Origin of the sequence: Pseudoxanthomonas sp. (assembly GCF_035999195.1) — a bacterium.
Taxonomy (GTDB): Bacteria; Pseudomonadota; Gammaproteobacteria; order Xanthomonadales; family Xanthomonadaceae; genus Pseudoxanthomonas_A.
The window spans coordinates 776101-790265 of record NZ_DASYGY010000004.1; the positions used below are offsets into that span (position 1 = coordinate 776101).

General features: G+C 68.2%; 15 protein-coding genes and 4 tRNA genes. 12 read left to right on the plus strand and 7 right to left on the minus strand.

Annotated elements, in window-relative coordinates; genetic code table 11:
* Position 1: 1 nt before the first annotated feature.
* The 7 genes from ppk2 to hemA all read right to left on the minus strand — a co-directional run bounded on the left by ppk2 (position 2) and on the right by hemA (position 6582).
* On the minus strand, positions 2 to 781 hold the full coding sequence (gene ppk2, locus VGN58_RS04295; RefSeq protein ID WP_327481964.1) for a polyphosphate kinase 2: 780 nt from the start codon (positions 779 to 781) through the stop codon (positions 2 to 4).
* 24 nt (positions 782 to 805) lie between these two features.
* The gene (locus VGN58_RS04300) at positions 806 to 1144 is read right to left on the minus strand and encodes a helix-turn-helix domain-containing protein (protein WP_327481966.1); all 339 of its coding nucleotides are present in this window, start codon (positions 1142 to 1144) and stop codon (positions 806 to 808) included.
* Positions 1145 to 1161: 17 nt separating this feature from the next.
* Positions 1162 to 1680, minus strand: coding sequence for a molybdenum cofactor biosynthesis protein B (gene moaB, locus VGN58_RS04305; RefSeq protein WP_327481968.1), 519 nt, complete (start codon positions 1678 to 1680; stop codon positions 1162 to 1164).
* Between the two features lie 25 nt (positions 1681 to 1705).
* Positions 1706 to 3430, minus strand: coding sequence for a tetratricopeptide repeat protein (locus VGN58_RS04310; protein ID WP_327481970.1), 1725 nt, complete (start codon positions 3428 to 3430; stop codon positions 1706 to 1708).
* 208 nt (positions 3431 to 3638) lie between these two features.
* Positions 3639 to 4085, minus strand: a complete 447-nt coding sequence (locus tag VGN58_RS04315) for a GNAT family N-acetyltransferase (RefSeq protein WP_327481972.1) — start codon at positions 4083 to 4085, stop codon at positions 3639 to 3641.
* 153 nt (positions 4086 to 4238) lie between these two features.
* Positions 4239 to 5324 carry a peptide chain release factor 1 gene (gene prfA, locus VGN58_RS04320; RefSeq protein WP_327481974.1) on the minus strand — a complete coding sequence of 362 codons (1086 nt, stop codon included), beginning with the start codon at positions 5322 to 5324 and terminating at the stop codon, positions 4239 to 4241.
* Positions 5302 to 6582, minus strand: coding sequence for a glutamyl-tRNA reductase (hemA, locus tag VGN58_RS04325; protein ID WP_327481976.1), 1281 nt, complete (start codon positions 6580 to 6582; stop codon positions 5302 to 5304). The genes prfA and hemA overlap by 23 nt, the downstream gene beginning before the upstream one ends.
* 68 nt (positions 6583 to 6650) lie before the next feature.
* Here hemA and VGN58_RS04330 point away from each other — a divergent pair, with 68 nt between their 5' ends.
* From VGN58_RS04330 to VGN58_RS04385, 12 genes are all read left to right on the plus strand, one after another.
* Complete coding sequence (locus tag VGN58_RS04330) at positions 6651 to 8336, plus strand: tetratricopeptide repeat protein (protein ID WP_327481978.1); 1686 nt, start codon at positions 6651 to 6653, stop codon at positions 8334 to 8336.
* Positions 8333 to 8983, plus strand: coding sequence for a lipoprotein insertase outer membrane protein LolB (lolB, locus tag VGN58_RS04335; RefSeq protein ID WP_327481980.1), 651 nt, complete (start codon positions 8333 to 8335; stop codon positions 8981 to 8983). Before VGN58_RS04330 ends, lolB begins: the two co-directional genes overlap by 4 nt.
* Positions 8980 to 9870, plus strand: coding sequence for a 4-(cytidine 5'-diphospho)-2-C-methyl-D-erythritol kinase (ispE, locus tag VGN58_RS04340; RefSeq protein WP_327481982.1), 891 nt, complete (start codon positions 8980 to 8982; stop codon positions 9868 to 9870). The genes lolB and ispE overlap by 4 nt, the downstream gene beginning before the upstream one ends.
* A tRNA-Gln gene (locus VGN58_RS04345) sits at positions 9869 to 9944 on the plus strand. The genes ispE and VGN58_RS04345 overlap by 2 nt, the downstream gene beginning before the upstream one ends.
* Before the next feature lie 36 nt (positions 9945 to 9980).
* Entirely contained in the window at positions 9981 to 10940 is a 960-nt protein-coding gene (locus VGN58_RS04350; protein WP_055940747.1) for a ribose-phosphate diphosphokinase, read from the plus strand.
* A 163-nt stretch (positions 10941 to 11103) separates the two neighbouring features.
* On the plus strand, positions 11104 to 11757 hold the full coding sequence (locus tag VGN58_RS04355) for a 50S ribosomal protein L25/general stress protein Ctc (RefSeq protein ID WP_327481985.1): 654 nt from the start codon (positions 11104 to 11106) through the stop codon (positions 11755 to 11757).
* A gap of 51 nt (positions 11758 to 11808) precedes the next feature.
* Positions 11809 to 12390: an aminoacyl-tRNA hydrolase gene (pth, locus tag VGN58_RS04360; RefSeq protein WP_327481987.1), complete on the plus strand. Its 582-nt coding sequence runs from the start codon at positions 11809 to 11811 to the stop codon at positions 12388 to 12390.
* Between the two features lie 75 nt (positions 12391 to 12465).
* On the plus strand, positions 12466 to 13557 hold the full coding sequence (gene ychF, locus VGN58_RS04365) for a redox-regulated ATPase YchF (RefSeq protein WP_327481989.1): 1092 nt from the start codon (positions 12466 to 12468) through the stop codon (positions 13555 to 13557).
* 108 nt (positions 13558 to 13665) lie between these two features.
* A tRNA-Tyr gene (locus VGN58_RS04370) sits at positions 13666 to 13751 on the plus strand.
* 38 nt (positions 13752 to 13789) lie between these two features.
* A tRNA-Gly gene (locus VGN58_RS04375) sits at positions 13790 to 13863 on the plus strand.
* 52 nt (positions 13864 to 13915) lie between these two features.
* Positions 13916 to 13991 (plus strand) — tRNA-Thr (locus VGN58_RS04380).
* 35 nt (positions 13992 to 14026) lie between these two features.
* A partial coding sequence (locus VGN58_RS04385) for a GTP-binding protein (protein WP_238482135.1) occupies positions 14027 to 14165 on the plus strand: 139 nt, incomplete at its 3' end.

Here is a 14165-nt window from a genome sequence, read left to right on the forward strand (position 1 = left end):
GTCAGCCGCCGTGGTGCGGCTTGATCGGCTTCAGCACGCCGTAGCGTTCCCGGTGCAGCTTGCCCTTCAGTGGCGGCAGGCCCAGCGGCTCCAGCGGCACCTGCGTATCCGGCAGGCGATCCAGCAGGTCGCGGATCAGAGTGAGGCGACCGATGCGCTGGTCGTTGAAGTCGACCAGCGTCCATGGCGCGTGCTTCGTATGCGTCGCTTCCAGCATGGTTTCGCGCGCGGCGGTGTAGTCGGCGTACTTCTCGCGCGCCTTCAGGTCGATGGGCGACAGCTTCCAGCTCTTCAGCGGTTCTTCGGCGCGTTCTGCGAAGCGCTCTTCCTGCTGCGCCTGGTCCACGCACAGCCAGTACTTGAACAGCAGGATGCCGTCGTCGGTGATGCCGCGCTCGAACACCGGCGCCTGCTGCAGGAAGCGCGCGTGCTGTTCGTCGGTGCAGTAGCCCATGACCTTCTCCACGCCGGCGCGGTTGTACCAGCTGCGGTCGAACAGCACGATCTCGCCCGCCGCGGGCAGGTGCGCGATGTAGCGCTGGAAGTACCACTGCGTGGCTTCGCGCTCGCTGGGCTTGGGCAACGCCACCACCCGGCACTGGCGCGGGTTGAGGTGTTCGGTGATCGCGCCGATCGCGCCGCCCTTGCCCGCGGTGTCGCGGCCTTCCATCACCACCACGATGCGCGCGCCGGAGTGGGACGCCCAGCGCGCCATCGCGGCGAGTTCGAGCTGCAGCGGCTTGAGGCGGGCTTCGTAGTCCTTGCGCTTGAGGGATTTCATCACGACGTCCTGTGTGGCGGGGAATCAGCGTTTGCGGCGTACCTTGTGCCCGGCCATGCCGCGGGCGACTTCGAGCAGTGCGCCCTGCTGCCGTGTATTGAGTGCCCGGTAGGCGGCGAGCAGGTCGTGCTCGCCCTGGGTGCGCGCAGGGTCCAGCGTGGTCGCCAGTTCCGACAGCAGCGCCCCGGCGGGTACGCCGAAGGCGCGCGCGAGGGCGGCGAGCTGGTCGCCGCCGGGCATCTTCTCGCCGGCGAGCCAGGATTTCACCGTGGTCACGCCCGCACGCGGGATGGCGGCGGCGAGATCGGCGGCGGTCAGGCCGCTGGCCTTGGTGAGCAGACGCAGGGTGGCATCGAGTGACATCGCAGGCGCTCCTTGGCTCATTCCTTCAAACGGGGACGCAGCGTCGCCAGGTTGCACGGACGCGTGCGTGCGTCGAGTTGCGCGCGGATGATCTTCTCCCATGCCGTGCGGCAGGCCGAGGTGGAACCGGGCAGGCAGAAGAGGAAGGTCTGGTTGGCCAGGCCGGCGAACGCGCGCGACTGCAATGACGAGGTGCCGATCTCCTCGACGCTGACATGGCGGAACAGTTCGCCGAAGCCGGGCATTTCCTTGTCCAGCAGCGGCAGCAGCGCTTCGGGCGTGGAGTCGCGGCCGGTGAAACCGGTGCCGCCGGTCACCAGGATGCCATCGACAGCAGGGTCCGCGATCCACTGCGAGACGGTCGCGCGCAGGCGATAGCGGTCGTCGGGGAGCAGGGCGCGGTCGTGCAGGTGGTGGCCCGCCTGCGCGAGTGCCTCGACAAGGTAGTCGCCGGAGCGGTCCTCGGCGAGGGTACGGCTGTCGGACACGGTCAGCACGCAAAGGTGCAGGGGGATCAGGGCGTCGGCATGGCTCATGGCCGCAGGGTAGCGCACTCGCGGGTCAGTCGAGCGGCGCGGGTGGCAGGCCGTTGCGATGGCGTTCCGCCATGCGTCGGGCAACGCCGACGAACCCTTGCGCGAACTGCGTCATGTCGAACAGCGGCGCCTGCACGATAGCCGCCTGCAGGCGCGCGCGCAGGTCGGCACGCGCCGCCGCGTCGTGCCCCAGTCGGATCGCGGTGGCGACGAACGCGCCCTCGTCGGCCACGTTCATGTCGTCCAGCCCGAGATGGTGGTTGAGGCTGCCGGCCACGCGCGCGGCGAACGTCGTGCTGGGACAGGTCAGCACCGGGCACCCGGCCCACAACGCATCGGAGGCCGTCGTGTGCGCGTTGTAGGGATGCGTGTCGAGGAACAGGTCGACATGCCGGTAGCGCGCCAGATACGCCGCATGCGGCTGCTTGCGCATGAACACCAGCCGCGCCGGATCCAGGCCGCGGGCCTGCGCCACCGCACGCAGCCTGTCGTCGGCGCGGCCGGGCCCGGACAGCAGCCACAGCACGCTGCCGTCGACGTTCGCCAGCACGTCCAGCATCCTGCCCATGCTACGCGGGTTGAGCTTGTAGCTGTTGTTGAAGCAGGCGTAGACCATGCCGACGGCCGGCAGGCCGCAGGCTTCGCGCGATGGCGCTCGCTCGACCACGCGGCGCGTATCGGAAGGCTGGAAGGCATCGGGCAGCCAGGCGACGGCTTCGCTGTAGGCCGGCACGAGTGCTTCGGGCAGTGCAAAACGGTCCGCCAGCACGTAGTCGATCCAGGGCGCGCCGGAGGTGCCGGGATAGGCCAGCCAGTTCACCTGCACCGCTGCCGGTCGCATCGCCAGCACTTCCGGCGTGCCACCGCCGCCCCAGCCGCGCAGGTCGTACAGCACATCGATGCGCTGGTCGCGGATGGTCTGCGCGATGCGCGCGTGCGGCTGTCCGGCCACGTCATGCAACTGCGTCGCGGCTGCCAGCCTTTGCCGGATGGGACTGCCATCGTCGGGCGTCAGCGCGAACAGGTGGGCAGATGCGGTGTCCTGTGCCTGCAGGGCCTCGAAGAAGGCGACCGTCAGCAGGCCGGTAGGATGTGCACCGAAGCCGTTTGACAGGAAGCCGAGGCGCAGCGGCGCGTCCGCCGCTGCGCGCGGGGCCGGCGGCAGTGGCCGGATGACCGATGCCAGGGGCCGCGCACGCTGACGCGCGCACGCCAGCTGTTCGTCCGCGCTGGCGTCTTCGCTGAGGAAAGCGAACGGTTCCACGACGCCGTTGCCTTCGCGCACGGCACGACGCACCTGCGCCGACAGCGTATCGAGTTCGCGCCAGTCGCAGAGCTTGCGGCGCCAGTTGAGCAGATGGGCGGCGAACATCGGCTCGTTCGGCACCAGGCGATAGGCGTGTTCGTAGGCCTGCGCGGCGGCTTCCGCCTCGCCGGCGTCTTCCAGTGCGTGGCCCAGCCACAGCGCGATGCCGGGATGGTGCGGCGCCTGCGTGGCCGCTTCGCTCAACGCCTGCGCGGCCTGCATGTGCCGGCCCGCCAGCCAGTGACTACGGCCGAGCCGAGCGAGCGCTTCGGGATGGCGCGGGCGCAGAACCAGTGCGCGCTCGGCGGCGCGGCGTCCGGCGTCGGCATCACCGTGGTCGAGTTCGGCATCGGACAGCATTACCCAGGCGATGAAGTCCTGGGGGTTCTGCTGTACCTGCAGCCGCAGTTGTGCGCGCTCCTCGCGCGGGTTGTCAGCGGCCATCGCCCTTTCCGGGGCCAATGCCGCACGTGCTGTGTGCAGTGGAAGGGGGCGCGGTGATCATGCGTGCAGCCTAGCGATAGGCGAACCTGTGCGACAAGCCGCGGATGCGCGGATCTCCGACTGTGGGAGCGACGTCATTTGCGATCTCGATGCCTGTTCGCGACTGACGTCGCTCCCACGCCAGGGAAATCAGCGTTCACCGCCACGCTCAGAGCGGCAGCCGGAAGCGCAGGGTGCCGTCGTATGGTGTCCAGCCCATGGCGCGGTAAAGCGCCTGTGCGTTGGCGTTGTCGTGGTCGGTTTCCAGTTCCAGCCGCAGTGCGCCATCGGCGCGGGCGAAGTCAGCGGCGGCCGACAGCAGCGCGCGGGCGACGCCGTGGCGGCGCGCCTCCGGCAGCACCAGCAGATCGTTGAGGATCCAGACGTGTCCTGCGCTGACGGAAGAGAACGCGGGATAAAGCTGGACGAAACCGACCGCATCGCCTTCGAGTGACGCCGACAGGATGACCGATTCGCCGCGCGTCACGCGCGCCCGGATGAAGTCCCGCGCCAGTCCCGGGTCCGATGGCTTGCCGTAGAAGATGCGGTAGCGGTCGAACAGCGGCGCGATGGTGTCGACATCATCGACGGTGGCACGGGTGATCAGGAGGCTCATCGTGGATTCCTTGGGGTGCGTCGCCCGGGTTCGTGCTTGTGCGAGCTACGTGGCCCCGGCCTAGCTCGATATCGTCATCCCGGCCTGACCAGCCATTCGGCTGTTGAAAGCCGCCGGATGACGACACGGGAAGTGTCCGGGGACGGCGTTCGATCAGGCCGCTTCCGTCAGGCGCGCCAGTTCATCGGCCAGATGCTCGCGGCTCAGCCGGTCGATCAGCTCGTCCAGGTTGCCCTGGATGATATTGGGCAGGTCGTACAGCGTCAGGCCGTCGACCCGGTGGTCGGTGATGCGGCCCTGCGGGAAGTTGTAGGTGCGGATGCGCTGGCTGCGATCGCCACTGCCGACCTGCAGCTTGCGTGTCTCCGCCTGCGCGGCCTGCTGTTTGCTGCGCTCGGCATCGAGCAGCTGCGCCTTCAACCGCTTCATCGCCTTGTCGCGGTTGGCGTGCTGGCTGCGCTCGGTCTGGCATTCCACCACCACGCCGCTGGGCACGTGGGTGATGCGGATGGCGGACTCGGTCTTGTTGACGTGCTGGCCACCGGCGCCGGACGAACGGAACGTGTCCACCTTCAGGTCGGCCGGGTTGATGACGATGTCGTCCACTTCGTCCACGTCCGGGATGATCGCCACCGTCGCCGCCGAGGTGTGGATGCGGCCCTGCGATTCGGTTTCCGGCACGCGCTGCACGCGGTGGGTGCCGGACTCGAACTTGAGCTTGGAATAGGCACCGCGGCCGACCACGCGCGCCACGATCTCCTTGTAGCCGCCATGCTCGCCGGGACTGTCCGATTCGATCTCGACCTTCCAGCCCTGCCGTTCGGCATAACGCGCATACATGCGGAACAGGTCGCCGGCGAAGATCGCGGCCTCGTCGCCACCGGTGCCGGCGCGGACTTCGAGGAACAGGTTGCCGTCGTCGCGATGGTCCTTCGGCAGGAGCAGCAGCATCAGTTCTTCGTCGAGCTGCGCCAGCCGCTGTTCGGCGGCGGCGATCTCCTCGTCGGCCAGTTCTGCCAGCTCCGGATCGCCGCGCATCGCGCGCGCGGCGGCCAGGTCGGCCTGTGCACGCTTTTCCTCCGCCATGGCGGTGGCGACCGGCTCCAGTTGGGAGAACTCGCGCGAGAAGCTGCGGAAGCGATCGCTGTCGCCGATCACGTCGGGGTCGGCGAGCAGGCGTTCCAGTTCTTCCCGGCGTTCGGCCAGCGCTTCGAGCTTACGGCGCAGCGTCGGCGTCATCGTCTTTCTTCAGGTGGGAGTAGGGCGGCTGCGCCGGAAACAGGCGATCCGCCGCGCGGGTCAGTTCCGCATCGCCGCTCATCGCCGCCTCGCGCAGGGCGGCGGTCGGCGGATGCAGCAGGCGGTTGGTCAGCGTGTGCGCCAGGAATTCCAGCACCTGCTCCGGCTCGCGGCCGTTGGCGAGTTGCTGGCGTGCCTTCGCCAGCACGTCCTCGCGCGTGGACTCGCCCAGCGCGCGCAGGCGCTTGAGCGGCTCCTGGCGGGAACCGGCGAGCAGGCTTTCCATGAAGCGGCCGACCTGCACGTCGATGATCGCCTCGGCGGCGTCGGCGGCTTCGCGCCGGCTGCGGCGGTTGTCCTCGACGGCGCGTTCCAGGTCGTCGACGGTGTAGAGGTAGGCATCGCGCAGTTCGGCCACCGAGGCTTCGATGTCGCGCGGCACGGCCAGGTCGAACAGCAGCATGGGCTTGTGCTTGCGCTTGGCCAGTGCGGCGGCGACCTGCGCCTGCAGGACGACCGGTTCGCGCGCGGCGGTGGCCGAAAACACCACATCGGCTTCGGCCAGGTGGCGTTCCAGTTCGGTCAACGGCAGCGCGTAACCACCGTGGCGGGTGGCCAGTTCCTGCGCATGCGCCAGCGTGCGGTTGGCGACCAGCAGCCGGCGCACCTTGCCTTCGCTCAGGTGCTTGGCGGCCAGTTCGATGGTCTCGCCGGCGCCGACCAGCAGCACGGTCGACTCGCTGAGGCGGGCGAACGAGTTCTGCGCCAGCCGCACGGCAGTGGAGGCGACCGAGACCGGATTCGCGCCGACGCGGGTGTCGGTGCGTGCGCGCTTGGCCACGGCAAAGGTCTGCTGGAACAGGCGGTCCAGGCGGTTGCCCAGCGCGCCGTGTTCGCGCGCCGTGGCCCAGGCGTCCTTCACCTGGCCGAGGATCTGCGGCTCGCCGAGGACCATGGAATCCAGTCCTGTCGCGACCCGGAACAGGTGGCGCACGGCGTCGGCATCGCGGTGGCGGTAGAGGTAGCCCTCCAGGCCTTCCGCATGGGTCGCCAGCCAGCTTGCGAGCACGTCGCCATCCTCGGCCACCGCATACAGCTCGGTACGGTTGCAGGTGGAGAGCAGGGCGGCCTCCATCACGTCGGGCAGCGCCCGCAGCGACGACAACGCATGCGGCACCGTGCCGGCGTCGAATGCCACCCGTTCGCGCAGGTCGACCGGCGCGGTCTGGTGGTTCAGTCCGAGGACCCACAACGTCATCGTTCAGGCGCTTGCAGTAAGCTGCTGGCTCATATCAGGGCCGCCATTTTACGGCCGACGTGACGTTCATGCCCGAAATGATTCGCCGCTGGGTCGCCGTACTCGTTTTCGCGCTCGCCGCACCGTCCGCCATCGCCGCGACCGCCGCCCCGCCTGCGGACACGCGCGACGATGCGCTGGCCACCGTGATGGCGGGCGAATTCGCCCTGCAGGCCGGTCAGCTGCCGGAGGCCGCCCGCTGGTATCTGGATGCGGCGAAGCGGGGCGACGATGCGGGTCTGGCCGAGCGCGCCACCCGCATCGCCCTGCTGGCCAAGGACGATGCGCGCGCTGCCGAGGCGATCAAACTGTGGCGGGCCCGTTCGCCGCGTACGCTGGCCCTGCGTGGCGCCGAGGCGACGCTGGCATTGCGCCAGGGGCAGGGGCAGATCGCGCGCCGGGAACTGGCGGCGCTGATGAAGGAGTCCGATGACCTGGGCTGGCGCTATGCGCTGACAGCGCTGGGCAGCGGCGGCAAGGACCCGACGCTGGCCCCGAGGCTGCTGCGGGAGCTGGTGGACGAGGGCGCCATCCCCGACAAACTGCCGCCGTGGCTCGCCTTCACCGGGCTGGCCCAGCAACTGGACCAGCCTGCCCTGGTCGAGCGGATGGTCGGCGACGTGGTCAAGCGCTTTTCCGGAGAGCCGCTGGTCGACCTCCTGCAGGCCAGCCAGCTGCTGCAGGCCGACCGCAAGCAGGAGGCGCGCGCCGTGCTGGACAGCTTGCTGCCCAGGGCGGCGACCGATCCCGCCCTGCGCCTCAAGCTTGCCGAGGAGTACGACCGGCTGGGCGATCCCGTGGCCGCATCGCGCGCCATGGGGCAGGGGCCCCAGGACACCCTGACCTACGGGCTGCGTGCGCAGCTGCTGGCCAAGGCCGACGACAAGACGGCACTCGGCGCCCTCTACGAAGAACTGAAGCAGGCCGGCAAGGACCAGCCCACGCAGTACAGCCCCGACCGGCGCCTGCTGCTCGGCCAGATGGCCGAATTCCTGGATCGCCATGAAGAAGCCCTCGGCTGGTACCGCAGCGTGCCGGCAGGCGAACAGCGGGCCGAAGCCCGGCTGCGGGCGATCAAGACGCTGTTCGACCTGAAGCGAAAGGACGAGGCCTTCGCCGAAGCCCGGGCCCTGCAGGGCGACGCCAGCGTGGAGGACGGTACCCGCCGCGACGCCTACCTGATGGAAGCCGAACTGCGACAACAGGATGGACAGGATGCGGGCGAACTGGACGTGTTCGCGCGCGGTCTGGCGGCCTATCCGGACGATCTGGCGCTGCTGTATTCGCGCGGGCTGGCGTGGGAACGGCGCGACCGCATCGACCACGCGGAAGCCGACCTCCGGCGCATTCTGGTCATCGAACCGGACAACGTCGCCGCGCTGAACGCGCTGGGCTATACGCTCGCCGACCGCACCACGCGCTACCGGGAAGCGCTCGAGCTGATCGATCGCGCCCGCGCCGCGGCGCCGGACGATGCGGCCATCATCGACAGCTACGGCTGGGTGCTGTACCGGCTGGGCCGCAACGCGGAGGCGCTGGTCGAACTGCGGCGTGCGTTCACGCTGCAGAAGGATCCCGAAATCGCCGCCCACGTGGCCGAGGTGTTGTGGGTGATGGGACAGAAGGACGAGGCGCGCCGCTTTTTCGAGGAAGCGCGCAAGCTCGATCCCGACAACCGCTCGCTGCTGCGGGCGCTGGAGAAGACAGGCGCATGAAGGTTTCTGGATTTCTGCTGGCGGGGCTGGCGGCCCTGTCGATGGCCGGCTGCGCCACGCGTGGCCCGACGGCGGAATCGCCCGTCCTGCGCGACCCCGAAGCGCTGGCCGCGGCGCAGGCCGCGCAGGCCACCCGCTCGGCCTGGTTGGAGTCGCGGCCTGACTGGTCGTTCGCGGGTCGGGTCGCGGTCAATGCCAATGGCAAGGGTGGCAGCGGCCGCATCGACTGGCAGCAGACGGGCACCGGGTATCTCGTCGCGCTGAGCGCGCCGGTGACCCGGCAGAGCTGGCGCCTCGGCGGCGACCTGCAGACCCGGGCGGCTCGCTTGGACGGGTTGGAGGGTGGGCCGCGTGAAGGCGCCGATGCCGATCGCCTGCTGCGCGAGGCGACCGGCTGGGACATTCCGGTCGCCTCCATGGTGCACTGGGCCCGCGGCATTGCGGATCCCACCGCGCCGGCCACTGGCGTGGAGTACGACCTCGAGGGCAGGCTGCGGACCCTGACCCAGCATGGGTGGCGGGTGGATTATCTCGACTGGTTCCCGGCCGAAGGTGACCAGCCGGTCATGCCGCGCCGCATGGAGGCGCGCCGTCAGGGTGCGACGGTGAAGGTCGCCGTCGACCAGTGGCAACTGGCGCCGCAGTGACGGCCTTCCCCGCCGCGGAGGGCTGGTCGGACTGGCCGGCGCCGGCCAAGCTGAACCTGATGCTGCAGATCGTCGGGCGGCGCGCCGACGGCTACCACCTGCTGCAGACCGTCTTCCGGCTACTCGACTGGGGCGACACGATCCACCTGCGTCTGCGGTCTGATGGCGAGATCCGTCGGACGGGCGAGTCCGTCCCGGGAGTCTCCGAGGCGGACGATCTGGTTGTCCGTGCCGCCAGACTCCTGAGAAAAGAAGCCAATGTCGCCCAAGGTGTGGATATTGGCGTCGAAAAGCGCATTCCGGCCGGTGGCGGTTTCGGTGGCGGATCGTCGGACGCGGCGACCGTGCTGGTTGCCTTGGACCACCTGTGGGGCTGCGGTCTGGCACCAGGCCGGTTGGCGTCGCTGGGACTGCAGCTGGGAGCGGATGTGCCCGTCTTCATCCGCGGTGAGAATGCCTGGGCGGAAGGGGTGGGTGAGGAGCTGACGCCGCTGGCGCTCCCCGCCGCCTGGTATCTGCTGGTCGATCCGGGCGTCCACGTGCCGACGGCGGCCCTGTTCGGATCCCCGGATTTGACGCGTGATGCTGCACCCGCGAAAATATCGGACTTCGTTTCGGGATCACTTCTCGGCAACGCGTTCGAGCCGGTCGTGCGTCGCCGGGAGCCTGCCATCGAGGCGGTCTTCCAGGCCCTGTCGCAGATCGGTACGCCACGTTTGACGGGTTCCGGCGGCGGCTGCTTCGTGGAGTTCGCCGACCGGGCCTCTGCCGGGATCGCGCTGGCGTCACTGCCTGCCGGGCTTCGTGCCTGGGTGGTGGAGGGCGCGGCGCGCTCGCCGCTGCTGGATGCGCTGGCGCAGGCTCGCGGGACGGAGAAAAACGCCTAGGGGCGTCGCCAAGTGGTTAAGGCACCGGGTTTTGATCCCGGCATTCGTAGGTTCGAATCCTTCCGCCCCTGCCAATCCTGCAGTCCAGCCGCATCCGCCGAGACGACGCCATGCAAGACGAACGTAACCTGCTCGTGTTCTCCGGCAATGCCAACAAACCGTTGGCGAACAGCATCTGCCGGGAGCTGGGCGTGCGGCCGGGCAAGGCGCTGGTCTCCCGCTTCTCCGATGGCGAAGTGCAGGTCGAGATCCAGGAAAACGTCCGCCGGCAGGAAGTGTTCGTCGTGCAGCCCACCTGCGCGCCGAGTGCCGAGAACTTGGTGGAGCTGCTGGTCCTGATCGACGCGCTGAAGCGCGCATCGGCCAGCAGCGTCACCGCGGTGGTGCCGTACTTCGGCTACGCCCGCCAGGATCGCCGCATGCGCTCGTCGCGCGTGCCGATCACGGCGAAGGTGGCGGCGAAGATGTTCGGGGCCGTCAGTGCGGACCGCGTGCTGACGGTCGACCTGCACGCCGACCAGATCCAGGGCTTCTTCGACATCCCGGTCGACAACGTCTACGCGTCGCCGCTGCTGCTGGCCGACATCTGGCGCGCCTACGGCACGGAGAACCTGCTGGTGGTGTCGCCGGACGTGGGCGGCGTGGTCCGCGCCCGTGCGGTGGCCAAGCGCCTCGACGATGCCGACCTGGCGATCATCGACAAGCGCCGTCCGCGCGCCAACGTCGCCACGGTGATGAACATCATCGGTGACGTGGAAGGCAAGGACTGCGTGCTGGTGGACGACATCGTCGATACCGCCGGCACGCTCTGCGCCGCGGCGGCCGCGCTGAAGCAGCACGGCGCCAACAAGGTGGCGGCGTACTGCACCCACCCCGTGCTTTCGGGCCCGGCGGTGGACAATCTGAACAACTCGGTGCTCGACGAACTCGTCGTCACCGACACCATCCCGCTCTCGCCGCAGGCGCAGGGCTGCAGCAAGATCCGCCAGCTGTCGGTGGCGGAACTGCTGGCGGAAACGATCCGCCGCATCGCCTTCGGCGAGTCGGTCAGTTCGCTGTACGTGGATTGAGAGCCGGGATTCGTGATTGGGGATTCGTGATTCGCACAAGCCGATGCGCTTGCGAATCAAGAATCCCGAATGCCGGGTCCCGGCCTTCCCAGGACTCTTCTGGTCGCGGAAGAGTCGTCAAAGCCGCCGCGAGGCGGTTCATTCAACTTAGGTAGTGAAGAACATGGCTAAGACGCATCAAATCAAGGTCGAGCGTCGCGAGGACGAGGGTAAGGGTGCGAGCCGCCGCCTCCGTCACGCGGGCGCCGTGCCTGCCATCGTCTACGGTGGCGAACTGAAGCCGGTCAGCATCCAGCTGAACCACAACGAAGTCTGGCTGGCCTCCCAGCACGACTGGTTCTACTCGTCGATCCTGGACCTGAGCCTCAACGGCGACATCCAGAAGGTCCTGCTGCGTGACATGCAGCGCCATCCGTTCAAGCAGCAGATCATGCACCTGGACTTCCAGCGCGTGAATGAGAACGAGACGCTGCGCACCGCGGTGCCCCTGCACTTCCTCAACGAAGACAAGTCGCCGGCCGGCAAGTCCGCCGAGGTCGTGGTCACCCACGAGCTGAACGAAGTCGTCGTCGAGTGCCTGCCGAAGGACCTGCCGGAGTTCATCGAGATCGACCTGGCCGACCTGGCCATCGGCGCGGTGATCCACCTGTCCGACGTCAAGCTGCCGGCCGGCGTGGTCATCCCCGAGCTGAAGCTGGGCAAGGAACACGACGTCGCCGTCGTGATCGCCAAGCACGGCAAGGAAGAGGTCGAGGAAGCCCCGGCGGAGTCGGCCGACGTGCCGGCCGCCAAGGTCGCCAAGAAGGACGACAAGTAATCGCGTGAGCCTTCGCCCGCCTCGGCGGGCGAAGGCGCGCGATGCGTCTCCATGGCAGGCCTGCGCCTCATCGTCGGACTGGGCAATCCCGGTGCCGAACATGCCCGAACCCGGCACAACGCCGGGTTCCATTTTGTCGACGCCCTGGCGGAACGGCAGGGTGAGCGCTTCGGGCTGGACAGCAAACTGTTCGGCGAGACGGCCAAGGTCGTGGTCGCCGGCCAGCCGGTCTGGCTGCTGAAGCCGGCCACCTACATGAATCTCAGCGGCAAGTCGGTCGCGGCGGCGTTGCGTTTCTGGAAGATCGCCCCGGAAGAGGCGCTGCTGGCGCATGATGAGCTGGACCTGGCGCCCGGCGTGGCGCGGCTCAAGTTCGATGGCGGCCACGGCGGCCAGAACGGCCTGCGCGACACCATCCAGCACCTGGGTCACGGCAAGTTCCACCGGCTGCGCATCGGCATCGGCCATCCCGGGCACAAGGATCGGGTGACCGGCTGGGTGCTGGGCAAGCCGGGCAAGGACGACGAAATCCTGATCGCCCGCGCGATCGACGACGCCATCGACGTGCTGCCGCTCGCGGTCGCGGGCAACTTCATGGACGCGATGACGCGGTTGCATACGCCGAAGCCGTGATTGGTGATTGGTGATTTGCAGGCGCGCACCCGGCCGCGAATCACCAATCACGAATCACGAATCACGGATGTAGACATGGGCATCAAATGCGGCATCGTGGGCCTGCCGAACGTCGGCAAGTCCACCCTGTTCAACGCGCTGACCAAGGCGGGCATCGCCGCGGCCAACTTCCCGTTCTGCACCATCGAGCCGAACGTGGGCGTGGTGCCGGTGCCGGATCCGCGCCTCAACCAGCTGGCCGATATCGTCAAGCCGCAGAAGGTCATCCCGACGGCGGTGGAGTTCGTCGACATCGCCGGCCTGGTGGCGGGCGCCGCCAGCGGGGAGGGCCTGGGCAACAAGTTCCTGGCGCATATCCGCGAGGTGGATGCGATCACCCACGTGGTGCGCTGCTTCGAGAACGACGACGTCATCCACGTCAACAACCGGATCGACCCGATCTCGGACATCGACACCATCGACACCGAGCTGGCGCTGGCCGACCTGGAGAGCGTCGAGAAGGCCCTCAACCGGGCCGAGCGCTCCGCCAAGGCCGGCGAGAAGGACGCGATCGCCCGCAAGCCGGTGCTGCAGAAGCTGCAGGCCGGCCTCAACGACGGCAAGCCCGGTCGCGCGCTGGGCCTGGACGAGGAGGAGAAGGCGCTGGTTCGCGACCTGTTCCTGCTCACGCTGAAGCCGGTCATGTACGTGGCCAACGTGCTGGAGGACGGTTTCGAGAACAACCCGCACCTGGAGGCCGTGCGGGCGCGCGCCGCCACCGAGGGGGCGCAGGTGGTGCCGGTGTCGGCCGCCATCGAGGAAGAGCTGTCCCAGCTGGACGATGCCGACCGCGACGCGTTCCTGGCCGATCTGGGCCTGGACGAGCCGGGCCTGAACCGGGTGATCCGGGCGGCCTACACGTTGCTGGGCCTGCAGACCTATTTCACCGCCGGCGTGAAGGAAGTGCGGGCCTGGACCGTGAGGGCGGGCTCCACCGCGCCGCAGGCCGCGGCCGTGATCCACACCGATTTCGAGAAGGGCTTCATCCGCGCCGAGACCATCGCCTTCGACGACTTCCTCAAGTACAAGGGCGAGGCCGGTGCCCGCGATGCCGGTCGCCTGCGGCTGGAAGGCAAGGAATATCGCGTGCAGGAAGGCGACGTCCTGCATTTCCGGTTCAACGTCTGAGAAAAAAAATGTGTCCGGCGCGTTGACAGACGGGTCGGCACCCGCCAAAATCTCGGGCTGTTTCACCCTGGTTTGATTTGGCCCCGGCCCAGTCAGTCCGGTGATCCCGGAGGGATACCCAAGCGGCCAACGGGGGCAGACTGTAAATCTGCTGGCTTACGCCTTCGGTGGTTCGAATCCACCTCCCTCCACCAGTTTTCGTTGTTGCTTAGCGTTGTAGTGGTCTCCCGGTGCGGGAGTAGTTCAATGGTAGAACTGTAGCCTTCCAAGCTACTAGTGCGGGTTCGATTCCCGTCTCCCGCTCCACTGAACATCCGTGCAGGACCTGCGGCAATCCAGGCGACACAACCGGTTTCACGCTCACGTAGCTCAGTCGGTAGAGCACCTCCTTGGTAAGGAGGAGGTCGAAGGTTCGATTCCTTTCGTGAGCACCACTTCCATCCATTGATCCACTCGAGAACCAGCAGCCATGGCAAAGGGTAAGTTCGAACGCACCAAGCCCCACGTGAACGTGGGCACGATTGGTCACGTTGACCACGGCAAGACGACGCTGACGGCGGCGCTGACGAAGATCGGCGCGGAGCGTTTCGGTGGCGAGTTCAAGGCCT